Source organism: Porphyromonas circumdentaria (assembly GCF_900167105.1).
Classification (GTDB): domain Bacteria; phylum Bacteroidota; class Bacteroidia; order Bacteroidales; family Porphyromonadaceae; genus Porphyromonas; species Porphyromonas circumdentaria.
On the sequence record NZ_FUXE01000016.1, the window covers coordinates 12,656 to 36,231 of the forward strand.

Sequence of the window (23,576 nt, forward strand, 5' to 3'; positions counted from 1 at the left end):
GCTATGAACCAAGAGTTGCTTACTCAGTTAAAAGATTATTTTGGCTTTGATACTTTCAAGAGCAATCAACAAGCCATAATTACCAACTTGCTGGAAGGTAAGGACTCTTTTGTCTTGATGCCTACGGGAGGAGGTAAAAGCTTGTGTTATCAACTACCTGCCTTAATCTCTTCTGGTACGGCTATTATCATATCTCCTCTTATAGCTCTAATGAAAAATCAAGTAGACGCTATACGGAGTTACTGCAAAAATGATAGTATAGCACACTTTCTCAACTCCTCTCTATCGAAGGCCCAGTTGGAGGCTGTACGTAAAGACATTAGCCAAGGACTTACCAAGTTGCTGTATGTAGCACCAGAGAGTTTGAACAAAGAAGAGAACACCTCCTTTTTACAGAGTATCCCCATCTCTCTATACGCCATAGATGAAGCACACTGTATATCTGAATGGGGACACGACTTTAGACCCGAATATCGAAAAATACGCCCCATAATAGAGGCTATTGGCAAAAGACCTATAATAGCACTTACCGCAACGGCAACGCCAAAAGTAGAGCATGACATCATAAAGAATCTCAATATACACGGTGCTACTATATTCAGATCCTCCTTCAATAGGGCCAATCTTTTTTATCAAGTAATACCTAAAACGGAGAGTATTGATAGGGATATAATAAAGTTTATCTTTTCAAATCCAGAAAAAAGTGGCATCATCTATTGCATGAGCCGAAATAAAGTAACTACTTTTGCCGAACTTCTTCAGACCAATGGGATTAAAGCGCTTCCCTACCATGCAGGGATGGATGCCCGAGAGCGGGCCATCAATCAGGACGCTTTTCTCAGTGAGGAGTGTAAAGTAATTGTAGCGACTATTGCATTTGGTATGGGAATTGACAAACCCGACGTACGCTACGTGATACACTATGATATGCCTAAAAGTCTTGAGGGTTACTACCAAGAGACAGGAAGGGCAGGAAGAGATGGAGGCGAAGGTCTTTGTATAGCCTACTACTGTACAAAAGATATGCAACGCCTTGAGAAGTTTATGCAAAACAAACCTGTCTCTGAACAGGAGATTGGCAAGCAACTTCTCTCCGAAACTTCTACATTTGCAGAGTCTGCAATGTGTCGTAGGCGATTGCTACTACACTATTTTGGAGAAGAGTATAAGAAAGATAATTGTGGAAATTGCGATAACTGTACAATGCCAAAAAAGAAAATTGAAGCAACCGAATTACTGCAAAGTGCTTTAGAGGTTATACTTGCTCTTAAAGAAAAATGTAAAGAAGATCACGTTATTAATGTTTTGCGAGGGGTCACCACGGCAGACATTGAAATGTTTGGTCATGACCAGTTGGAGTGTTTTGGTCAAGGGGAAGAGACCGATGCAGAAATGTGGGAAAACATTATCAACCAAGCTCTTATAGCTGGATTCATTGAAAAAGGGGTTGAAAACTACGGCGTTCTTGGTGTAACAGCAAAGGGAAAGAAATTCCTCAAAAAACCTACTAAGTTTGAAATCGTAGTAGTTTCCGAAGAAGATGAAGAGCTAGCTCTCAAAGAGGATGCATCTGGAGAGGCGGCCGATCCCGAACTTTTCTCCATGATGAAAGACTTACGTAAAAATGTCGCAGCACAACACAAAGTACCCACTTATGTCGTTTTTCAAGATGCCACACTAAAAGCAATGGCAACTCTCTACCCCATTACGGAAGAAGAACTACAAAACATTCCTGGGGTAAGTGCTGGTAAAGCAAGCCGTTATGGGGCAGAGTTTCTGCGCCTTATCCGACAACACGTTGAGGATAATGAAATAGAACGTCCTATGGACTTTAGGGTACGCACGGTAGCCAATAAGTCAAAGGTAAAAATCTCCATTATCCAACAGTTAGACAGACGTATTCCTCTCGAAGAGATTGCCTTTTCGAACAATCTTGATATAGAAGAGCTCCTCACCGAGATAGAGCAAATCGTTTATTCAGGCACTCGCATCAATATAGATTATATCATCTATGAGCTTATGAGTGACGATGATGTAAAAGAGGTATACGACTTTTTGAAAAGCTCAGAGTCTGAGCAGATTGATACGGTATCAGATGAGTTTGGAGACGTTTACTCACTGGAGGAACTGCGCCTTATCCGCATCAAATTTATCTCTGAGCAAGCTAACTAAAGAAACTCGAAAAAATAAATCATTCGTACCCAATTATGAGTAACAGCTACAGAAACATAAAAAATATTGCAATAATAGGCATCCTTGCCTTAGTCTCTTGTTTGGGTTTACATGGACAAAACAATATCGTTGACGAGGTAGTATGGATGGTAGGTGACGAACCTATTTTACACTCTGATGTAGAGTATCAAAAGATACGCATGCTATCGGAAGGGGTGCGAATGGAAGAAGATCCAGACTGCTTTATTCCAGAGCAGTTGGCAGTACAAATGCTATTTCTCAATCAGGCAAAGATTGATAGTATTACGGTAGACGAATCTTCTATCACTCGCTATGTAGAAGCAGATTTACAGGGAATGATTGGACAGATAGGCTCAAAAGAAAAACTGGAAGAGTATTTTGGTAAAAATCTATCTCAGATAAGAGAGGATAGAAGACGTATGGTACGCAACAACGAGATTGTGCGTTCTATGCAACAAAAGATAGCTTCCAATCTGAGCGTTTCTCCCTCTGAAATTAGAAATTTCTACAATTCTCTTCCTGCCGATTCTATTCCTTTCGTTCCTACCTTGGTAGAGGTACAGAAGATTTCACGTACTCCCAGCATTTCCCTATCTGAAATTGATCGTATAAAAGAGCGTCTACGCTCTTTCAGCGCAGACATCAATGAGGGTAAAAGTACTTTCTCTTCTCTGGCAAGACTATACTCTCAAGATAACAGAACAGCAGCACAAGGAGGAGAGTATGGCTTTGTACCTAAAACAAGCCTTGAAACAGAATTTGCCCGAGTAGTATTCGACTTGAGTGACACGAAAAGAGTTTCCCAAGTTATTAAAACAGAAGAGGGCTACCATATTGTACAACTCATAGAAAAGAGAGGGGATCTTATTAATTTTCGCCACATTCTACTGCGTCCAGAAGTTGCCAATGAAGCCTTAGAGAAGGAGGTTATGAAACTCGATAGTATAGGGACTCTCATTACAAAGTCTGACATATCTTTCGAGAAGGCTGTAGACGAATACTCGCAAGATGAGAAAACTATTAATAATAATGGTCTACTCATCAATGAGAACTACCAAAGCAATCTTTCGGGTAGCTCTCTCTTTTCAATGGAAGACCTCCCCCAGGATATCAGTAGACAAGTGGCTAATCTGCGCATTGGAGAGATTTCTCGTCCTTTCATCATGATTAACGACAAGGGCAATAAAGAGGTCGTACTCATAAAACTTAAGAATAGAAACGAAGCCCACAGAGCGAATCTGCAGGTAGATTTCCAAACAATTAAAGCGATGGCTTTAGAAAGCAAGAGAAATAAAGTGCTTGATGAGTGGGTACGTACACAGCAAAAAAAGACCTTTATCGAAGTAAAGGAGAAATATCGTAACTGTAACTTCCGCTATTCTGGTTGGATACACGATAACAAGTAACACTTATAGGGCAAAAAACATCGAGAAAAATTATTAGATTTTCTTACTTCAAAAAGTAAAGACGCAAACGACAACAATAGCAGATTGCTGCTTGACAAGACGTAAAACAAAGTTCACCCATGGGGAAAAATAAATGCTCTTCTTGGTTCGCCTTACTCCCCAAACTCTTTCACAGAGGAGCTATCTTTCTGTGTCTCTCTTTAATTTTTTTCTCTCTTATATTTGCAACTCCTCCTCCTCCCCAACGAGAAAGAGGAGATCGTCGTATTTCGCTTGATTATTCCGATATATTAGAGTATGATGCCGCCAATGCTCCTGGAATACAGAAGCTCATAGGCAATGTACAGCTAAGTCACCAAAACTGGATTATGCGCTGCGATAGTGCCTATTTCAAAGAAGAAGAAAACCAGTTCGAAGCATTCGGAGCAATTAGGATAACCGAAGGAGATAGTATTTCGATTACAGGCAAATATCTTTTTTACGATGGTAATAGCAAAATAGCCCAATTACGTAATACAGTCGAACTCAGAAATTCGACAGCTGTCTTATACACAGATAGCCTTGATTACGACCGTAATTTAGATGTGGGTTACTATTTTGAAACAGGTACTATAGTAGACTCTCTAAACACATTAACCTCAATATATGGAGAGTATACCCCCCAGCTCAATGAAGCCATATTCAAAAATATGGTTGAGTTAGTGCATCCCGACTTTACGCTAAATACCGACTACCTCAGATATAATACAAAAAGTAAGATTGCCTATTTTAGAGGACCAACTACTATACAATCCGACTCTGGGTCTGTAGAGAGTACTCGTGGAGTTTATGATACAGAAAAAGATGTCAGCATCCTTTTAGACCGCTCTGTTGTGTACCAAAAAAGGGGAACTATTACAGGAGATTCTCTGCTTTATGACCGAAAAAATAAGTTTGCAGAGTCCTTTGGAAGTATGATTTTATCCGATACCATCAATAAGGCTATTCTAAAGGGAGAATACGGATATTACGATGAAAACAAAGAGTATGCCTTTACCACACAACGAGCTTCTCTAATCGATTACTCTCGCCCCGATACGCTCTATATGGGAGCGGATACGTTGGAAAACATCCAAATAAAAAAGGGAAAGGAATCAATTCGCCTAAGTAGAGCCTATCATCATGTGCGACTTTTTCGCAAAGATATTCAAGCAATCGCCGACTCTGCGCGCTATTTTACACTTGACTCAACCTTAGTGCTCTACCAAAATCCTATCTTGTGGCAAGAGCAATCTCAAGTACAAGGAGACACCGTAAAGATATATTTCATTGCAGATACTATTGATAGAAGTATAGCCTACCCCAATGCAAAAGTGATGAGAGAGGTAGGAGAGAATAAATATGAACAGGTAAAAGGAGATTCCCTACTAACATTTTTCGCAGATAGTACAGTGAGGGAAATACGGGTACACGGCAACGCAGAAATGATTTACTATGCCCAGCAAGAAGCTCTCAAACGCTTTTACGCTCTTGGACATATAAAATCCCCCCAAATTATTTCCTACATAGAGGGGGACACTCTCCGAAAGACTCATTGGCAAGGTGCTGTAGAAGGGAAAATATACCCCATTGAACAGGTAACAGATGATATAGCCCTACTACCAGGCCTCTCCTGGAAATCCAACCTGCGACCTCAATCTCCTAACGACATTTTTAGAGCAAAACGAGATTCTTTAGGGGCAATAATCCCCTACTCTCCCCAAAATCTAAGCGACTTAAATCGCTTCAGTGGGGCTTATGCCGCCAAATTTGCCTACGAAACGTTAGAAAAAGAGATCACTCTATATACTCCCGATCCCCCGACTGAACCTATTTCAGAAGAAGACACCTCGGTAACAAGTTTTCTTTCTTCCCAACTTCCTCAATATATTCGTAGGCCTGCCGAGGATGATCTTCCATGGCAATCTTTCTCTTACGAACAACTATTCAAAAACAATCCTCTATCAACATTATGGGACTCTTTTTCTTCTACGGCAACCGAAAGCCAAGACAATTCCGACATACTCCCATCTATTGGAACGCCTCCAAGGAAGCAAGAAAAAAGCGAATAGAAGCTATTCGCAGAGAGATGGTAAAGAATGGAGAACTTCCTCCTACAGACGAAGACCTGGCCTCTATGAATACAGAAGAGGACGAAAACTCTCGCAAAGAGCGTTTTGCAGAGGAATTACATAGTTCCTTAACTCAAAACATGAGCCACCTCTCTCGTCAAGAAGAGAGAGGTATATCAGGAATGAACCGCTGGAACGAAATCCTTAAAATACTCGTCTTACTTCTTCTTTTAGGAGTTGTTATCTGGTATCTATTTTATCGATAAATAAATGAGCGAAATTATACGAGTACTCCCAGAGAGCATTGCCAACCAAATAGCAGCAGGCGAGGTAATACAGCGTCCTGCCTCTGTTCTCAAAGAGTTGGTAGAAAATGCTATTGACGCTGGGGCTACACAGATACGCATCGAGGTAGAAGAGGCAGGGCGAGCTTTACTACGTGTAAGTGATAACGGAAGTGGCATGTCTCCCATGGATGCCCGTATGGCCTTTGAGCGACATGCGACCAGTAAAATTTCCTCTGTAGAGGATCTTTTCTCTCTCAACTCTATGGGATTTAGAGGAGAAGCTCTTGCCTCAATAGCCTCTGTAGCCCAAGTAGAATTGATAACACGCAGAGCCTCTGATGAAATGGGTACTATGCTGTGTCTCAATGGCTCTGAGGTTATCTCATCTAAGCCCACTGCAGCCCCAGTAGGGAGCACATTTACCGTACGTAATCTTTTTTTCAATGTTCCCGCTCGACGCAGATTCTTAAAAACAAATGCTACAGAACTGAGGCATTTACAGGAGCAATTTGAGCGCATAGCCCTTATATATCCCTCTATATCTTTCTCTTTTTACTCAGAGGGTGTACCTGTATTGGATTTACCCAAAACCACCCAACTAAGGCGCGTAGTAGATACTTTGGGAAAACAGTTCGAAAAGACCCTTATTCCCATCACATTTAAGAATGAATTAGCTACAATAGAGGGCTTTGTATGTCATCCATCGGGTGCTAAAAAACGTAATCCAGAGCAGTACTTCTTCGTTAATGGGAGGTTCATGAAACACGCCTATTTTCACAAGGCAGTAAACTCGGTATACGAACAACTTTTGCCGCCCAATATGTACCCCAATTACTTTATCAACTTCACGATAGATCCCTCTCGGATTGACGTGAATATACACCCTACCAAAACGGAGATTAAGTTTCTGGACGAGCAAGCCATATTTAAGATATTAGCTATCGTAATCCGACAAACACTCAATCTCAAGATGGAGACACCGATGATTGATTTCGACCCTAAAAACATCGTTGATATACCCATCTATGAGGGGCACTCCGAAGATATTCTTCCTGCACCTGATACAACCATAGACCCCAACTATGACCCTTTTGCCGAAACCTCTGAAGCTCCTCAGGCAAAACGGGGGGGGAAAGGGGCTGCTCGCATCAGTTGGCAAGATATGTTTCGCTCTTTTGAAAGTCATAAAAGTTCGGAACCATCGTCTTTTTCCTCATTTTCTTCGCTATTTTCCTCTCATATAGAAGAACTTACCCCACCTGACACTACTCCCGTTAAAGAAAAAAATCTCTCTAAAAAAGCAAACTGCTTTATCTATGCAGAGCACTACATCGTTACATCTCTTTTGAGGGGAATCGTATTTATCGATGCATACCGTGCTAAAATGCGTATTGCCTACGAAGATACCCTACGAGAACTCAAAGAGGGAAATCTACAAGTAAAAACTTCTCTACTGTTGACTCCAGAGGTGTGTAGCTTTCCCGTACGAGAAGAAGCACAGATTGAACTGATTATCCCTCAGTTAGAATCCTTTGGATTTGAAATTACTCCTTTAGGAAAAGGGGAATACTCTGTAAACTCGGCACCCTATATTACCGAAGGGTCCATAAAAGAAGTTATCGAACAAGCGATTTCTGTAATGCTTGCAAAAAAAGATTTCTCTATGGATGAACTCGTAGAGGTCATGGCCTCTACTATCACACAAAAAAAGAAAGGATATTTGAGACCACTTCTCTCGCTTGAAGAGGCAGAGGAAATTATCGCCCAGCTATTCTCCTGTTCTGAGAGCACCTATACCCCAACAGGCAAAAAGATCATTCATCTCTTTGAAGAGGAAGAAATCAAAAAACTCTTTATGCTATAATAACCCATTGAGAATTATTGGCATTCAACAAAAATTTTGGGACAGTGATTCTCTCAGAAGGATTTCTGAAAGCGACTTATAAGGATAATTTGCGCCTAAAACACTTTAAGAACACGTATGGAAAAGCTTGCCAACGTGTGTAGGATTTCCATAATAAAAACACAAGAAAAGGCTCCATAGAGTTGAGACCTATAAAGTCACACTCTCTACGGAGCCTTTTGAAAGTTCAGAATATTGAGAAATCAACCTCTCAATACAAAGTCTGATTATTGCTAAAAACAGACGAAAAGATTCATCCCTCTATCCCTTTTTGCAATTTATCCTTAGCGCAAAACTACAGGGTAAGATTGAAGACCCGATGCACTCTTTACTTGCAGCACATAGGTTCCTCGCGCCAAAGAAGCTACTTCCATATTTACAAAATCTGCCTCTACAGAGATGTTTCTAACTAACATCCCCTTAGCATCAAAGAGAGCTATTTGCTCAATATCTGTACCCTCAATAGAGATTTGCTCTGTTGCAGGATTGGGATATACAGTCACCTCTGTCTTCACTGTTTCGGGCATTTCTACACCAATAGTTTTTTGTTCATAAGCATATACTTTGTCTCGCACATAAACAGTGGTTTCGCTTCCTTGATAACGACTATATTTTTCAGAGAGACGCTTATGATCAAAGCCATATCGATAGAAAGTATCGTCATCTTCGGGTGTCAAAGGAGCAACAATTTCACGATGTTCATCTGTATTATTTAACTTATAATCAATACGATAAACCTTATTTCTCTCTCCATTAACAGCTATATAGGACTCTGTGGAGTTATCAATATAGGTGTACCAATCTTTCTTCAGTATAATAAACTTTTTTCCTTGCGGATCGAAAACTTGATACACGAGTTCTTTAGGTAAAGTCTTACCCATTTCATAGAAAAATTCGGTAAAAGCTACTTCTCGATAACTACCATCACCCTGCTTATCTTGAAGAGAAGACTTTGCCAATAAGCCCTTGTCGTCATAAGTATGAACCGTTTTTGTGTCTACGCCAATAAACGCAGAAACATCGTTGTAATAATCAAGTTTACCATCCTCCCTGTAATAGTATGTTCTTACAGAAATGGGGTTCTGAAAATCTGGCTTCATGTAGTGATGGCGTTTAACAATGCGTCCTTCCTGATCATATTGGTATTTGAATCGTACTTCAAAAGCAGGATCTACAGCTGTTGTGCCGAAACGGGCCCAACGATCCATACGAACTATATTTCCCTTCTCATCGTAAAAAAGAGAATCAGTTGCCTCTCTTCTATTATTAGAGAAACGATCTCTTGCACAGAAACGATTCTCTTTGTCATAATGGAAATAGAAGTCTTCCTCATTATCAGAGCTGATAATTGATTTGAGGAAGTATTTACTTTTACCCTCTCTTAGAGTAGTTTCTGAATGCTGTGCCACGCTAAAAGAACAGGCAGCAGCGAGCGTTAAAAATAAAGTCGCTATTTTTTTCATAACATTTCTACAGCTTTAAATTACTACCACTAAGGTAGTAAAAAAGTACTGTATAAGCATTTATTTTCTGATATTCAGACAATAATGTCTTTTTCTCTCCTTTTTTCTCAACTCTCACAGAGAACGAAAAAGTGTTTTCTTACAAACAAAAACTCTAATAGACCGATATAAAAATGATTTTGCACAAGTGTTAATCTATATATTCAACTTGAATATATGTATATTTAGATTGAATATATATATTTTTAGGCTGAATATATATATACTTAGATTGAATATATAGAATTACTCTTGAAATAATTTGTTTACAGGTACTTATAAAACTCTTTTTCTACACCAATAAAAGACGTTTATAGTACGAGACAACTCCCCTCTCTCACAGAATAATATTCCCCAAAGAACTTTGTAGTAGTAGCTATCAAAGTTCACAGCACGTAAAAGCCCCCTCAAGTCCTCAAAAAAGACCTGAAGGGGCAAATAGTCTCCTACGATAGGTTATATCGTAGTTTACAGTTCACAGTTTACTCCATGGAAGAGAATATATCATCCAACTCTAACTTCTGCACCTCGCCATACTTCTTCATCATATCTAAGGGGAGGTCGCTCTCTCTACCAATAAGTACGAAAGTATAGTCTCCACCCTTGATCTTTTCGTTGAAGAAGCGAACCAAGTCTTGTAATGTAAGCTTTTGTACCTCTTGGTAAATCTCACGACGGTTGTCATGGTAGATACCTACTCTATGCAACGCCTCTGCTCTCCAATAGATGCTGGAGCGAACAATACGCTCTGCCTCAATAGTACGCAATACCAATTCTTTGGCTGTTTCAAAACTCTTTTCAGACTCAGGCATATTGGTTATAAGCTCTTCCATAGCTTTCAAGGCCTGAGGCAATTTGTTGGCCTGCGTGCCGATAAAGGCAGTGAGGTAATTGTGGTCTTGCAAGTTTTTAGCTCCGCCATAGTAAGCATAGGCAGAGTATGCCAAGCTCTTAGACTCACGGATTTCTTGGAATACGATAGAGCCCATACCTCCTCCGAAGTAACTATTAAAGAGGCGTTCGCAAGCCAAATCTTTAGCGTTGAACTTATCCACACGGCGGAATATCATCATCTGTGTCTGTACCATATCGTAGTTGGTATAGTACACCTTACCACCTGTGGGCAACTGCTTATACTCCTTGTTAGCAGGAACAGGGCGTGTACCCGCCTTGTGATACTTAGCCAATACCTTGCAAGCATTTTCTATATCATTACCGTAGTAGAAAATCTTATGCTTGTAAGTCATTAGGCTTTTGAGCATATCGGTAAGATCTTTTCCTTTGAGCCCTTTGAGGTACTTGACAGAAGTAATGTCCAGTAGAGGAGAGTTTTTGCCATATTTACCATACATAACAGCAGCATTGAAAATCTGCTCCTTATCGCTACGTTCGTTCATACGTACCTTTATAACCTGCTCTACATAGTTCTTAAGAGCTTCGTCATCGGGCTTTATATTCTTGAGCACCTCTTCGAAAAGGCGTACTCCTGCCTCGAAGTTATGTTTCAAGCCCGAGAGGGTTATATACGTATTCTTGTTCTGAACTGATATATTGAAGCTAATCCCCAACTTATAGAACTCTTGCTGTACCTGTGTAGCAGTCAATTTGTCTGTACCAAGGTAAGAGAAGTAATCTGCAGCATTTTGGATGCCCTTCATCCCAAAACTACCGAAGTCGAAATGGTAGGTAAGTTCGAAGAGATCATTTTCGGCATTGAGGATATATTCGACATCCAAAGCTCCAGCCTTAGTCTTCTTTATATCTTTCTTGAAGTCTACAAAGAGAGGCTTCAGGCGGGGTGCCTCTTCGGCAAGGAGTTTCTTACCGAACTCTGACATAGCGTTACGGTCTATGTTGATAGGTGTAATACCAGGGTTTTCTACACGTATCAAGTTAGGATTGTCGCCTTGACGCTTATTGATAAGTACGTAGTTATTGTTGTAATGCTTTTTAGCAAATGCTACAATATCTGCCTTTTTTACCTTGCGCAACTTCTCGGTAAAAGAGAGGCGATCTGCCCACTTTTGGTGGTGAATAAAGGCTCTGTACAAATGAGTAGCTACTTGGTTGGCATTGATAGAACCCTTGGTTTGATCCAACTCAATCTCGTTAATAACAGCCGTCAATAACCAATCGGGGAAGTCGCCTGCCTTAACCTTTTCTATCTGAGAGAAGAGAAGGTCTCTGGCTTGCTCCAATGTTTGTCCAGGGTTGGGGTTAGCATAAAAAGTGTGTACAGAATACTCCTTATACACCATAGGATACGAAGAGGCTTGCAAAACCTTTTGTGCTAAGTTGAGATTAAGGTCTATCAAACCTGCCTTACCATTAGAGAAAATTCGGTCAATGAGGGTAAGATAAACTTCATCTTCACTACCCGTACCACCGTCGAAACGGTAAGAGATACCCACAAACTCCGCATCTTTGCTATACACATCAGCTACTCGAGGAGAGGTTATAGGAGCTTCGCGAGGGAAGGTAGGATGGACTACTGCCTTCGCCTTCTTCTTCCCAAAGTATTTGTCCACCAAGGCTATTGTTTGGTCATAGTCCAAGTCGCCCACCAAGACAATCGCATAGTTGTTGGGGATGTAATACTTATTGAAGTAGGCATGAAGAGCTTCGAGAGAGGGGGACTTCAAGTGCTCCGAAGTACCGATGGTAGTTTGCTGTCCATAAGGGTGTGTGGGGAAGAGTAATTCGTTTTGCACCTTCATTACTCGGCGGTATGTATTATCCTGCCCCATATTGAACTCTTCGTACACCGCCTCTATCTCTGTGTGGAAAAGACGTAGGGTAAGCTCATCAAAGCGTTCACTCTCAATCTTCAACCATCGCTCCAATTCGTTCGAGGGGATATTGTTGGTATAAACCGTCTCTTCTACCCAAGTGTGAGCGTTCACACGAGTTGCTCCTAAAGAGGAGGTCAAGCGGTCGTACTCATTAGCAGAAACATACTTAGAAGCTACTTGAGAGATAGAGTCAATCTGATGGTACAGACGACGACGCTCTAAACTGTCCTTAGAGAGCTTATGACGCTCATAGAGATCCGAAATCTTCTGCAACTCTACCTTTTCTTTCTCCCAATTAAGAGACCCCATACGAGACGTACCCTTAAAGAGCATATGCTCCAAATAGTGCGCCAAACCCGTATTATCGGAAGGGTCATTATTAGAGCCAGCTCGCACGGGTATATAAGTCTGTATGCGAGGGGCAGTTACATTCTTGCTCAAATAAACGGTAAGTCCATTGGAGAGCGTATAGACCCTCGCTTTGGTAGGGTCATTGGTTACCTCTTCGTAGCGATAACCTCTTCCATCTGTCTTTTGGAGCGTCTTAAACTTCTGTGCAAAAAGGAAGTTCACAGAGGCAGCAAAAAACAGAAATAATAAAATCGTTTTCTTCATAGTCTTTATTTATGCTTTAATTTCTATGTAAGTCGTGATTTATTTGAATGTAATCCAGCGAGCTAACTCCTTAAAAGAAGGCTTTTTGCCATACATGAGTATCCCCACTCTATATATTTTTGCACTGAGCCAAGTGAGACCTCCGAACGTAATGAAAAGAAGTATCACACTTACAATCTGTTGCCATACGGGTACTCCATAGGGTAGACGCACCATCATAACAATAGGAGAAGTAAAGGGTATTAAAGAACACCAAAAAGCCAGCGGACCATCGGGGTTGTTCATACTACCAATACCTGTATAGAAAGCTACCATAAGTAGGAGCATAACAGGCATAATGAACTGGTTGCTGTCTTCTTCGCTCGAAATGGCAGAGCCTACCGCTGCAAAGATAGAAGCATAGAGCAGGAAGCCTCCGATGAAATAGAAAAGGAACATCAATCCGATATGCACAAAGTTAAGGCTCATAAAAGCCGAAATACCCTCTTGGAAAAAGGCAAACTCTTCTACCGAAACATTGGCAGCCATACCCGTGATATCGGCTTGCTGCATAGTGCTTATAGTAGAGAGATCCAAGACATTACCTAGCATAACCAAAGAACCCGCAGCAAAGAGTATACCCGTCAGCACTACCCAGAGCACAATCTGAGTTATCCCTACCAAGCCCATGGCTACGATTTTACCCATCATCATATCGAATGGACGTACACTCGATACCATAACCTCCATGATGCGGTTTTTCTTCTCTTCAAGCACAAGACCCATAACCGATGCGCCGTAAGTACTTATAAAGAAGAAGCTAATAATGGAGAGTATCAACCCCATCAAACCTGCAATATTTCCACTGGAGTGCTCCTTCTTGCCCTCCTTATCCCACTTGTAGGTAGGTACGCTTAGAGAGATCTTACTGTTTTGCACAATCTCCGATATATTGGGTATATCGAAGTTACTCTCAAGATTTCTCTCCGTTAAATAAGAGGAAAGTGTTCTCTCTATATATCCCTGGAGACCTGATGGGATCTGTCTGTAACCATATAGTTCGATTGCTTTAGGATTGTTGAGCAAATCCTCTTTAATCTCTAAAACGGCTGTTATTTCTTGACTATTATCTTCTCCTAACAGTTTATACTCTTCGATTGATTCATTACCTGTGATGAAACTATAGTTTTCTGTGTCTTCCAACAAGGCAAAGTATTTGCCAGTATGGTCTATAACAACCACTTTTTCCTTTCCTACACTGTACTGTCCTATCAACATCGGGAGAAACATTGCCCCAATAAAAACAAAAGGCATCAGAATAGTAAGGATGAAAAAAGATTTTTTACGGACGCGCATAGCATATTCACGCCCTACAATGATACCTATCTTACTGTTTTTCATATATAGTTACTGCTTGTTTTCTGTTATGGTCTGAATGAAAATATCATGCATCGAAGGAATCTCTTCACGGAAACTGATAAGATTTCCCACTGGGGGAAGAGAAAAAAGTAACTCTCTATTAGACATTTCTTGCTTACGTAGGATTCTTAATGTCTGACGCCCCGAAGAAAAAGAACTCTCTAAGACAGACAATGAGGATAGTTTATCCTCTGTCAAAGGGTTAGGTATATCCAACTCCACCTCTACTATTCCTTGACTAAATCTCTGACGCACCTCTTGCACGTTACCCGCCAGTACCACGCGAGAAGACTTGAAGAGAGCGCACTCATCACAGACTTCTTCTACCGACTGCATATTATGAGTAGAGAAAATAACAGTACAGCCCTTGTCTCTCAAGGCTAAAATCTCTTTCTTCAACAGCTCTGCATTCACGGGGTCAAAGCCACTGAAAGGTTCATCGAATATAAGCAACTCAGGCTCGTGGATTACGGTGCAAACAAACTGTATCTTTTGCTGCATGCCCTTACTCAACTCTTCTACCTTACGATCCCACCAAGGCATAATCTCAAACTTTTCAAACCATTCGGTCAGCCTCTTATGAGCGGTTCTCTTATCAACTCCCTTAAGACGAGCCAAATAGATGGCCTGCTCTCCCACTTTCATTTTGCGGTAAAGCCCTCTTTCCTCGGGTAAGTACCCGATACGAGCAATGTCTGCTTCTGAAAAAGGTTTTCCATCGAAAAAAACTTGTCCCTCATCGGGAGCCGTAATACGGTTGATAATACGAATCAATGTAGTCTTCCCTGCGCCATTGGGACCAAGAAGACCGAAAACAGAACCCTTGGGGACACTTATAGATACGTCATCTAAAGCCAGGTGTCGAGAATATCGCTTAACGATATGCTGTGCTTCGAGAAAATTCATTTTCCTTATATTTTATAATGATTTTGATTTTGTACTCTGTTATTATATTACCCATAAAAACACTTCTACCCTCCCAACTCCTTGCAAAGAAGAGCATAGGAAGGTAGCTCTGTTAGAAATTGGTACTTCCTTTCTTGATAATTAATTCTACAGACAATATGTTTTAGACCATTCGTTAACACTAAGTATGGTGAGCGATAGGAGAGGTTATAATTGCTCAACTGTTGCCACATTTCTTTAGTAAGCCTTAAAGAGGGGGCTTTATACTCGATCAATACCCAAGGCTCTCCCCCATGCCCAAAGACAACAGTATCTGTACGGCTAGCTCTCGGAGTATCTATCAACTGCATTTCATTAGTAATACTCATGCGAGGATAACCTAAGCAATCCATTAAATAGTGTACGAAGTGCTGCCGAACCCATTCCTCGGGAGTTAAATGTACCATCTTACCTCTGATATCGTCAAAAACATAAAGTTTACCCTCTACATCCTCTATCCGAGCATCATAAGATGGTAAATTAAGCAGATTAACTTTATCTTTGTAGGGATGGGAGTCGGGGACAGAATTGACTTTCATACGCATACGCAAAGGTAAGCAATAGATAGAGCAATACAAAATGGAAACCAAAGAAGAAATCGTAGCTAACTGGCTACCCCGATACACGATGAGACCCTGCGAGGGATTCTCTCCTTATATCCTTTTAACCAACTTCGATCACTATCTACATATTTTTGCAGAGCGTTATAACGTTCCTATCGTCGGGAAAGACTCTGCAATGCCCAATACTCAAGCCGATGGTATAACCATCATCAACTTTGGCATGGGAAGTCCCAATGCAGCTACAATAATGGACCTACTCTCTGCAGTAGACCCCAAGGCCGTTATATTCTTAGGCAAATGTGGAGCACTCAAGGAGCGTTACTCTTTAGGAGACTTTATACTGCCCATTGCAGCAATACGAGGTGAAGGGACAAGCAATGACTATCTTCCTCAAGAGGTACCCTCGCTTCCCTCTTTCAAAATGCTTCGTGCCTCCTCTTCTGCCATTCAAGACAAAGGATTTTCTTATGTAGCAGGCACTATATACACAACTAACAGGAGGGTGTGGGAGCACGACGCTCAATTTAGAGAATACCTCAGCTCGACCCACGCAGATGGTATCGATATGGAAACGGCAACCCTTTTCACCACGGGATATGTTAATAGAATCCCTATTGGAGGTATTCTTATGGTTTCTGACCGACCCATGACACCAGAGGGTATAAAAACAGAGGCCAATGATAAAGAAGTAACAGCTAATTACGCACTGCAACACCTCAATTTGGGTATAGACACTCTAAAAATAATCCAAGAAGATCGACCCTCTTTATCGGGTATTCGCTTTTCTTGGTAGGCACTATTGCAACAATATGACTCCTCAGAATTATAGAAAAAAGGAAAAGGATAGCCAGAAAGAAAAGCACATATCTTCCAAAGATTTGCTCATAAAACTGGAAAAAAGTGTTGCTCAAAAAACAGTCCTTCCCTCTATTATATTGGTGGCAGGAGAGGAAAGATTTTATATTGATGCCGTTGACCAACTATTTACCTCCTCTTTTATTGATAAGGAGGAGTGGGATCTGAGTCGAAATATACTATATGGTTCTGATATTTCTGTAGAGCAACTACTGCTGTCTGTACAGTCCTTTTCCATCGTCGGAGGGGAAAGACTTTTCCTTGTACGAGAGGCTCAAAACATTAAAAAATTGGAGTTAATTGCAGAAAACGCAACCCTTATTCCTAACAACACCACCCTTCTCTTATGTTACGTGGGCGACATTGAGCAGCACAAAACACTATTGGACAAATTCAAAGAAGCCCATTCTTTTATTCTCTTATCGCCCAAACTAAAGAACAAAAGAGACGCAGCCTCCCTGATTTCCTACATTTGCAAGAGGGAAGATATGTCTCTTATGCCCGACGCTATGGAGGCTTTAATAGAGCTCGTCGGATATAACGGAACGGTTATAAACAGTGAATTAAAAAAAATGTCCATCATCGCCTCTTGCTATCCCAACAAATGCATCTCTAAGCAGACGCTCTGCCAGTACGTTGTAAAGTCTCGAGACTATTCTATATACGAGTTATTAGATGCTCTTGTAAATAAAAATCGAATAAAATCATATGAAATAGCTTTATACATGGGAGAAAACGAAAAGAAATATCCCCTCCCCATGATATTGTCTATCCTATATTCTTTTTTCGTAAACCTTTTGGCTGTACTATACCAACCAACGACCATTTCTCCAGAAGGGATAGCTACCCTCCTTTCTCTACGTAATAAGTTTGCCACCCATAACTATCTTACGGCAAAAAACTACTTTACAGCTAAGCAGACCTTTGATATTATCCACGAATTGCGAATGGCAGAAGCTCGTTTCAAAGGAGCAGAAGAAGGAGATTATACCGCACAGGGCATACTTACCGATTTAGTAACCTTTATATTAGCATAATGACTACTACCTCCCTTTTTGATAGAGTATCCTCCTCTGACTTTGGACACTTTATCAAAAGATTCTTCCCTAATGAAAAGATTCAAAAAATAACCCTCAATGTAGCCACAACCTGTCCTAATAGAGATGGGACCAAAGGAAGAGGGGGGTGTACCTACTGCAACAACAAGGCATTCAGCCCCACTTTTGCAAACGCCCAAGACTCTATATCGGAGCAACTAAAAAAAGGGATTGAATTCTTTCGCTATAAATATCCCTCTATGCGCTACTTAGCCTACTTTCAAACCTACACCTCCACCTATGGTCGCTCTATACAAGAATTGATAACCCTCTATGAGGAGGCTCTACAACACCCTTTGGTTGTAGGCATTGTAATAGGCACCCGCCCCGATTGCATGCCCCAAGAACTATTGAAATATCTCTCCGAATTAAGTAAAAAAGTATTTGTGTTAGTCGAATATGGAGTAGAGAGTACCTGCAATAGATCTTTAGAACGGGTGAAAAGAGGGCACACGTGGGAACAAAGCCAAGAAGTGATCATAGAAACCGCCAGAAGAGGGATTCTGGTAGGAGCACACCTGATATTGGGACTTCCTCAAGAAAGCTATCAAGAGATGCTATCTCATGCAGAAAACCTCTCCACTCTACCCCTCTCTCTACTGAAAGTACATCAATTACAAATTGTGGCGCAAACGCCTATGGCTTTAGAGTATGCCTCACACCCAGAAGAATTCCAGTTCTTCACTCCCGAAGAGTATGCCGATCTATGTTTAGACTTTCTTGAGCACCTTTCTCCTCACATTACGGTAGATAGATTTGTCTCTCAAACTCCTCCAGAACTGTTAATAGCTCCTCGATGGGAACTAAAAAACTATGCCTTTACAGCATTGCTAAAAAAGAAAGCAATACAACGCGAGAAAGCCTCCCTTTAAACAAAGAAGAGGCTTTCCTATTTCTATTAACTTCAAATTGTATTATAACCAATATTTCAAACCAAAAGTCCAAACTTCATTCCGAATAATGGAGCACCCACGCTTGACTGTAAGTTGGGTCGGTTTTTAGCAAAGAACGTATAAATTCTTGGGCTTCTTCGGCAGTATCTTTACGTACTGCATAAATAACTTTTCTCGAACCTTTTTGTAGGTATCCCATAGTAGATGCAAACGACGCATCCTTACAACTCTCTATAAAAGAGAGAACTTTCTGCTCCGTTCGGAAAGCTCCAATTACAACATAATATCCTTGTACAGGAGAGGCTGACGAAAGAACAACTTTATCTGCTGCTTTATCTGGCAACTCAGCGAAACTCTTCTCAACAGCATTTTCTTCGGGTTTAATCTCAGAACTACTCTCTTGAGGAAGAACATCCTGCACCAAAAGTTCGTCCGATGAAGTAGCATTTTCAACACGACTGTTCTGCATAAAAGGTAAAACACCTGCGCTGAAATAGTTACCTACAGGCTGATAGGTTACAGGCAACAAACAAATAACGAGAATTACAGCGGCTGCCACCCAAGCAGTAGCCCTCTTGTGAATACGAAAATAAAAATAATCTTCTCCCCTCTTCTCTTGCTGTTCCTCTTGTACAAAAAAGTTCTCCAAAGAGGCTTTCTCCTGCAACGATGGAAGATAATAGGGGACAAGACCATAAGAATCTCCCGAAGAGAACGGAGAGGAACTATTCTCGGGGAGGAAATCGAGTACTCCATTATCCACCAAATGGAAGCTTCCAATAGAATTTAGCGTAGTTTTTCCCGTACGGTGAAGAACAGCAATCAAATCCTCTACGTCTTGATCAACCAATAGACGAGCCCTTCTCTTACTCAAGCCATAGTTATGAGCGTAAATTTCATCTAAGAAACCATCTCGCTCTCTCAACTCTTTGTTGAAATGTAGCGTTCTTTTTCCAGGATACAACACCGCCTTTTCTCTGTCATAATAGGGCGCAACTTGCTCCTTTATGATAGCTCCAAAAGAGGGTATTATTACACAGTCGTGAAAAGCTAACAGTGTATCTATGTTATTAGAAAGTCTACTCATCCAAAAAGTTCAAAGATATACTTCTCACAAAGTTAGAGTTTTTATACGATTCCCCAAAGACTAATTAAAAATTCGTATATCTTCAATCGCTATATAATTGAGTTCTTCATTGATACTCTGTATTATATAATCCTTATTTTCTCGCAACATTTGTGCCATTGCAGAAGAGCGCATCCTGACGTATAAGATATTACCTCGGCACGAACTCTCTTTTATGTGCCCCGCAATGGTGACCATACGCTTTCGAAAAAGCTGTAAAGCTCTATCTTGATAAATGCCCTCGGCAAAAATCCCCTCCTGTTCAAGCCACTCTTTGAGCAGGGTTCCTATTTTCTCGGGATATTTCTTCTGCATATCAATTTGGCAATTGGGTAATCTCTCCCCTATCTACCTTAAAAAGATGATACTCTTCTCCCTGTGCATGAATAATAGCATCCAAATACTTACGATTGGTATCCGTAATAAAAATCTGTCCAAAAAGCGAACTGGCAACAATCTCTATAATACGCTCCACTCGGTCGGCATCGAGTTTGTCGAACAAATCATCGAGAAGAAGTATCGGCCGACATTTCAGTTTCTCGGCGACAATTTGATATTCAGAGAATTTCAACGCCGTTAGATAGGTCTTATTCTGCCCCTCAGAACCGATTTTTCGGATTAGGTATTCATCAATAAACATATCCAAATCATCTTTATGCACTCCATACATCGAGTGCCCAGCCATACGTTCTATGGGACGATTTTGCCGCAATGCAGAGAGATACTCCTCTACGGTTGGAGCTGTTTTAGTTTTATAATGAAGAGATACCTGCTCCCCCTCTTGGCTGATAGTTTGATAAAACTGGTTGAAGATAGGAGTAAAAGAGGAGATAAACGAAGCTCTCTCCTGTGCAATACTTCTTCCTATCAAAGCCATTTGCTCTTCCACTACCCCAAAAAGCATATCATCTACCTGCTCGCCACGCAACAAGTTATTACGCTGATTGACGAGGTGGTCGTAACGAATAAGATTATTCAAATAGGTAGGGTTCTGCTGTGCAATCATACGATCCAGAAAATGCCTTCTCTCCTCGCTCGACCCTCTTATGAGCCGATAATCCTGTGGGGATATAGTCACCAGAGGGTATCGCCCAATGTGTTCACTGAGCCTTTTATAGAGCCGACCATTTCTGCTCAAAGCTTTGGGACTTTCTGGACGTATCCTTAGCGTTATGGTATCTTCCGTTTGATCTTGGAGGTTGAGATAGCACCCTGATATAATTGATTCCGCAGCCCCATGCTGTACAGCCATACGATCTATCGTATTGAGATGGCTACGGGTCATGGAGAGGTAATGGATAGCATCTAAAAAGTTAGTTTTTCCCATACCATTACCCCCTAAAAGGCAATTGAGTTTCGGTGCCAAATCGCAAGAAGCAGCACTTATACTCTTAAAAGCAATAAGATCTATGTGGGAAAGTATCATTCCTTTTGTGAGATAAAGACTAACAAGCTCCGAGCTTTTGTAAGTTCTCTATTGAAGCCTTCATTTCTTCCCTTAGAGCTTCCGAAACATTTACAAGTGGTAGACGTAATGTAGGAGTAGCAATGTGCCCCATAAGATGAAGCCATTCCTTAATACCACTGGGATTACCCTCTGCAAACAACTGTTTGTAGCACTGTCCCAATGCCATGTCTCGGTACTGAGCCTCGGGAGAAGTATAGTCGGCAATAATCGATTTCACCCACTGGGGATAAATGTTAGCCACTACAGATATGGCACCACGTGCCCCTGCCCTCATAAACTCGTGCGTAAGATGATCATCTCCCGAAAGAACCGTAAAATCCTCGTCATTACTTTCGACAAGCTCCACTACTCGCTCCAACTTCCCCGTAGCCTCTTTTATAGCTACTATTCTTTGAGGATAATCTCGGCGCAAACGCTGCACTGTATCGGGCAGAAGATCTACCCCTGTACGCCCCATTATGTTGTATAGAATAAGAGGTAGAGGCGTATTCTCTGCGAGCAGAGAAAAGTGCTTATAAAGACCCTCTTGAGAGGGTTTATTGTAATAAGGCGTTACACTAAGAATTCCAGCCAGAAGGTCATTAGGCAAATTGTGCAAACGCTCTACCAAACGTAAAGTATCATTTCCTCCAACACCTAACACAATGGGTATCTTCCCCTCTGTAACCTCATGTACTTTATACAAGGCTTCCTTTCGCTCTTCTATGGAAACAGTAGGAGACTCTCCCGTGGTACCGAAAAGCACCAAGAAATCCACCCCTCCCTTCATAGTATGAAGTGCCAGAGTCGTCAAACTTTGGTAATCCACTGAGGAGTTCTCAAGGAACGGAGTAACCAAAGCAACACCTAACCCCGAGAAAAGAGCTTTTGAGCGGGTTATCTTATTCATTGATTAGGATTATTTTCAAATGAAACTGAATCGTATAAAAACAACAGCAAATATACAACCTGTAAAGCAAAAAAAGAATACCCTTTTCTCCAATAGCGTACTAAATACTCTCATGGAAATGGTTTTGACAATTATACTGCTACTGAAAGCGCGAAAAAACTTAAAATCTCTATTTCATATACTCTCCCTACGCAACCCTCTATGTAAAAATCTCTAATAAACTCTCCTATCATCAACCCTCCCAATTGTTCTTTATATCGGCGAAAAAAGCAGCCCCTACTTATGGGTATTGTATAAAAAATCAAAAAGGCGTAACATTGCAAAAATTATAAAAACAAACTCTTCGCATCTGGATTGAAGTAGTTTTATACGAAGGAAATTTAAGCGATGAATAATATTGCCTTTTTTACCTCCTTTGAACTGGGATGGTTCAATGCTTGGATACCCTCTTTTGGCATAGTATTAATCCAATTTTTATACATGCTCATATACAAAGAGGGAGGGAAACGAGCTGTAGACACCTCGTGGTACACGAAAAAAGATCGGCAAAACTCTCACGGAAGTTCATTCTTACAGATACTTCTGCTGATTGTTTCCCTATTTATTCCACTAAAAATAGGTACTTGGTGGTTTGTGGTAGGCACTGTTATATATTCTATTTCTCTGTTTGTCTTCATTGCGGCTATCCATTCCTATGCCGTTGCTTCCGCCGACAAAACGATTAAAAACGGCATTTACCGCTACTCTCGCAACCCTATGTATTTTGCTTTTCACACTGGGATGCTCGGTGTTTGTATCGGCTCTGCCTCTCTTTGGCTTTTGCTTATCATCATACCTTTCTTTATTCTTACCCACTGGGTTATCTTGGGAGAAGAGCGTTACTGTGCGACTACCTATGGAGAAGAATACATACGTTACAAGAACAATACTCCGAGATATTTTTGAAAAACCGAATAGGTAAGAAATAGAAGAAGTTTTCTCATCTTCAGAAGCACTAACCCCTACTTTCAAGACTAATTTTTAGAAACCCATTAATATTAAAACATTATGAGTGTTACCAATTTCATCAATGAAGAGAATGTTACCATCGTACAGGGTATAGATGGTATCCGCCTATGCGAGGAATCTTGGATGCGTTTGTCAAACGAAAGAAATGAGCAATAAAACCTCTTCATCTTAGGTTGTTTCGTAAAAAACGCCTTACTTATTCAGGACGAGATGAGGCATTGCTCCAAAGTCCCTCTTATTATAAAGTAGTAACTCCTCCCCCCTCAAAATTTTGTATAAGGAGCAATCCTGTACGGGAACTAAAGAGAAATGACTACTCTTAGGCCTACTGTACAAGGCTATCTGGTATGAGAATAATGCTATGACGCGTCTCAATGCTATTTACGGCTTTTGGCCACTTTGAGTTATCTCCTATACAAACTAAAGTTTGCATATATGGAAACTTTAGTCGTCTCCTATGCAAACTTTCGTTTTCACCTATAGAAACTTTGGCGACAACATTTTCCAACTCTCGGCAAGCTCAATAGCTCTCTATGTAAAGTATTT

At 40.9% G+C, this 23,576-nt stretch carries 18 protein-coding genes; 9 read left to right on the plus strand and 9 right to left on the minus strand.

Translation table 11 applies throughout. From position 1 onward, the window contains the following. Positions 1-3: 3 nt before the first annotated feature. From recQ to mutL, 5 genes are all read left to right on the plus strand, one after another. Complete coding sequence (recQ, locus tag B5D06_RS07220) at positions 4-2,172, plus strand: DNA helicase RecQ (RefSeq protein WP_078737334.1); 2,169 nt, start codon at positions 4-6, stop codon at positions 2,170-2,172. A 35-nt stretch (positions 2,173-2,207) separates the two neighbouring features. Continuing rightward, the gene (locus B5D06_RS07225) at positions 2,208-3,599 is read left to right on the plus strand and encodes a peptidylprolyl isomerase (protein WP_078737335.1); all 1,392 of its coding nucleotides are present in this window, start codon (positions 2,208-2,210) and stop codon (positions 3,597-3,599) included. Between the two features lie 119 nt (positions 3,600-3,718). Next, entirely contained in the window at positions 3,719-5,689 is a 1,971-nt protein-coding gene (locus B5D06_RS07230) for an OstA-like protein (protein WP_078737336.1), read from the plus strand. A 17-nt stretch (positions 5,690-5,706) separates the two neighbouring features. Then, positions 5,707-5,955 carry a hypothetical protein gene (locus B5D06_RS07235; protein WP_078737337.1) on the plus strand — a complete coding sequence of 83 codons (249 nt, stop codon included), beginning with the start codon at positions 5,707-5,709 and terminating at the stop codon, positions 5,953-5,955. A 4-nt stretch (positions 5,956-5,959) separates the two neighbouring features. Further along, positions 5,960-7,840 (plus strand): DNA mismatch repair endonuclease MutL, encoded by a 1,881-nt coding sequence (gene mutL, locus B5D06_RS07240; RefSeq protein WP_078737338.1) that lies wholly within the window; start codon positions 5,960-5,962, stop codon positions 7,838-7,840. Between the two features lie 323 nt (positions 7,841-8,163). Here mutL and B5D06_RS07245 read toward each other — a convergent pair whose 3' ends face one another. From B5D06_RS07245 to B5D06_RS07265, 5 genes are all read right to left on the minus strand, one after another. Further along, entirely contained in the window at positions 8,164-9,342 is a 1,179-nt protein-coding gene (locus B5D06_RS07245) for a T9SS type A sorting domain-containing protein (protein WP_078737339.1), read from the minus strand. 521 nt (positions 9,343-9,863) lie between these two features. Further along, complete coding sequence (locus tag B5D06_RS07250) at positions 9,864-12,788, minus strand: M16 family metallopeptidase (protein ID WP_078737340.1); 2,925 nt, start codon at positions 12,786-12,788, stop codon at positions 9,864-9,866. A 39-nt stretch (positions 12,789-12,827) separates the two neighbouring features. After that, positions 12,828-14,168 carry an ABC transporter permease gene (locus tag B5D06_RS07255; protein WP_078737341.1) on the minus strand — a complete coding sequence of 447 codons (1,341 nt, stop codon included), beginning with the start codon at positions 14,166-14,168 and terminating at the stop codon, positions 12,828-12,830. Positions 14,169-14,174: 6 nt separating this feature from the next. Further along, a complete protein-coding gene (locus B5D06_RS07260) occupies positions 14,175-15,092 on the minus strand; it encodes an ABC transporter ATP-binding protein (protein WP_078737342.1) in 918 nt (305 codons plus the stop codon). Positions 15,093-15,157: 65 nt separating this feature from the next. After that, on the minus strand, positions 15,158-15,670 hold the full coding sequence (locus B5D06_RS07265) for a type I restriction enzyme HsdR N-terminal domain-containing protein (RefSeq protein WP_078737365.1): 513 nt from the start codon (positions 15,668-15,670) through the stop codon (positions 15,158-15,160). 40 nt (positions 15,671-15,710) lie between these two features. On the opposite strand from B5D06_RS07265, the gene B5D06_RS07270 reads away from it, so the two are divergent. The 3 genes from B5D06_RS07270 to B5D06_RS07280 are packed head-to-tail and all read left to right on the plus strand — an operon-like array spanning position 15,711 to position 18,518. After that, complete coding sequence (locus B5D06_RS07270) at positions 15,711-16,487, plus strand: AMP nucleosidase (protein WP_078737343.1); 777 nt, start codon at positions 15,711-15,713, stop codon at positions 16,485-16,487. A gap of 16 nt (positions 16,488-16,503) precedes the next feature. Beyond that, the gene (holA, locus tag B5D06_RS07275; protein ID WP_078737344.1) at positions 16,504-17,586 is read left to right on the plus strand and encodes a DNA polymerase III subunit delta; all 1,083 of its coding nucleotides are present in this window, start codon (positions 16,504-16,506) and stop codon (positions 17,584-17,586) included. Then, positions 17,586-18,518, plus strand: a complete 933-nt coding sequence (locus tag B5D06_RS07280) for a tRNA modification radical SAM protein MnmL/YtqA (protein ID WP_078737345.1) — start codon at positions 17,586-17,588, stop codon at positions 18,516-18,518. Before holA ends, B5D06_RS07280 begins: the two co-directional genes overlap by 1 nt. 76 nt (positions 18,519-18,594) lie before the next feature. Here B5D06_RS07280 and B5D06_RS07285 read toward each other — a convergent pair whose 3' ends face one another. From B5D06_RS07285 to dapA, 4 genes are read right to left on the minus strand one after another with little or no spacing between them, the layout of a single operon-like run. Continuing rightward, complete coding sequence (locus tag B5D06_RS07285) at positions 18,595-19,626, minus strand: HU domain-containing protein (RefSeq protein WP_078737346.1); 1,032 nt, start codon at positions 19,624-19,626, stop codon at positions 18,595-18,597. A gap of 60 nt (positions 19,627-19,686) precedes the next feature. Further along, positions 19,687-19,980: a DciA family protein gene (locus B5D06_RS07290; protein WP_078737347.1), complete on the minus strand. Its 294-nt coding sequence runs from the start codon at positions 19,978-19,980 to the stop codon at positions 19,687-19,689. Position 19,981: 1 nt separating this feature from the next. Beyond that, positions 19,982-21,091, minus strand: coding sequence for a DNA replication/repair protein RecF (recF, locus tag B5D06_RS07295; RefSeq protein WP_078737348.1), 1,110 nt, complete (start codon positions 21,089-21,091; stop codon positions 19,982-19,984). A gap of 19 nt (positions 21,092-21,110) precedes the next feature. Next, positions 21,111-22,022, minus strand: coding sequence for a 4-hydroxy-tetrahydrodipicolinate synthase (dapA, locus tag B5D06_RS07300; RefSeq protein WP_078737349.1), 912 nt, complete (start codon positions 22,020-22,022; stop codon positions 21,111-21,113). Between the two features lie 387 nt (positions 22,023-22,409). Here dapA and B5D06_RS07305 point away from each other — a divergent pair, with 387 nt between their 5' ends. Further along, on the plus strand, positions 22,410-22,967 hold the full coding sequence (locus tag B5D06_RS07305; protein WP_078737350.1) for a methyltransferase family protein: 558 nt from the start codon (positions 22,410-22,412) through the stop codon (positions 22,965-22,967). Positions 22,968-23,576: the final 609 nt, after the last annotated feature.

Excerpts from the sequence above, each read along its gene's own strand:
- recF (WP_078737348.1), bottom strand. The coding sequence starts at position 21,091 with ATGATACTTTCCCACATAGATCTTATTGCTTTTAAGAGTATAAGTGCT.
- B5D06_RS07290 (WP_078737347.1), bottom strand. The coding sequence starts at position 19,980 with ATGCAGAAGAAATATCCCGAGAAAATAGGAACCCTGCTCAAAGAGTGG.
- B5D06_RS07255 (WP_078737341.1), bottom strand. The coding sequence starts at position 14,168 with ATGAAAAACAGTAAGATAGGTATCATTGTAGGGCGTGAATATGCTATG.
- mutL (WP_078737338.1), top strand. The coding sequence starts at position 5,960 with ATGAGCGAAATTATACGAGTACTCCCAGAGAGCATTGCCAACCAAATA.
- B5D06_RS07265 (WP_078737365.1), bottom strand. The coding sequence starts at position 15,670 with ATGAAAGTCAATTCTGTCCCCGACTCCCATCCCTACAAAGATAAAGTT.
- B5D06_RS07270 (WP_078737343.1), top strand. The coding sequence starts at position 15,711 with ATGGAAACCAAAGAAGAAATCGTAGCTAACTGGCTACCCCGATACACG.
- B5D06_RS07250 (WP_078737340.1), bottom strand. The coding sequence starts at position 12,788 with ATGAAGAAAACGATTTTATTATTTCTGTTTTTTGCTGCCTCTGTGAAC.
- B5D06_RS07280 (WP_078737345.1), top strand. The coding sequence starts at position 17,586 with ATGACTACTACCTCCCTTTTTGATAGAGTATCCTCCTCTGACTTTGGA.
- B5D06_RS07230 (WP_078737336.1), top strand. The coding sequence starts at position 3,719 with ATGGGGAAAAATAAATGCTCTTCTTGGTTCGCCTTACTCCCCAAACTC.
- B5D06_RS07245 (WP_078737339.1), bottom strand. The coding sequence starts at position 9,342 with ATGAAAAAAATAGCGACTTTATTTTTAACGCTCGCTGCTGCCTGTTCT.
- holA (WP_078737344.1), top strand. The coding sequence starts at position 16,504 with ATGACTCCTCAGAATTATAGAAAAAAGGAAAAGGATAGCCAGAAAGAA.
- B5D06_RS07285 (WP_078737346.1), bottom strand. The coding sequence starts at position 19,626 with ATGAGTAGACTTTCTAATAACATAGATACACTGTTAGCTTTTCACGAC.
- B5D06_RS07260 (WP_078737342.1), bottom strand. The coding sequence starts at position 15,092 with ATGAATTTTCTCGAAGCACAGCATATCGTTAAGCGATATTCTCGACAC.
- B5D06_RS07235 (WP_078737337.1), top strand. The coding sequence starts at position 5,707 with ATGGTAAAGAATGGAGAACTTCCTCCTACAGACGAAGACCTGGCCTCT.
- B5D06_RS07305 (WP_078737350.1), top strand. The coding sequence starts at position 22,410 with ATGAATAATATTGCCTTTTTTACCTCCTTTGAACTGGGATGGTTCAAT.
- B5D06_RS07225 (WP_078737335.1), top strand. The coding sequence starts at position 2,208 with ATGAGTAACAGCTACAGAAACATAAAAAATATTGCAATAATAGGCATC.
- recQ (WP_078737334.1), top strand. The coding sequence starts at position 4 with ATGAACCAAGAGTTGCTTACTCAGTTAAAAGATTATTTTGGCTTTGAT.
- dapA (WP_078737349.1), bottom strand. The coding sequence starts at position 22,022 with ATGAATAAGATAACCCGCTCAAAAGCTCTTTTCTCGGGGTTAGGTGTT.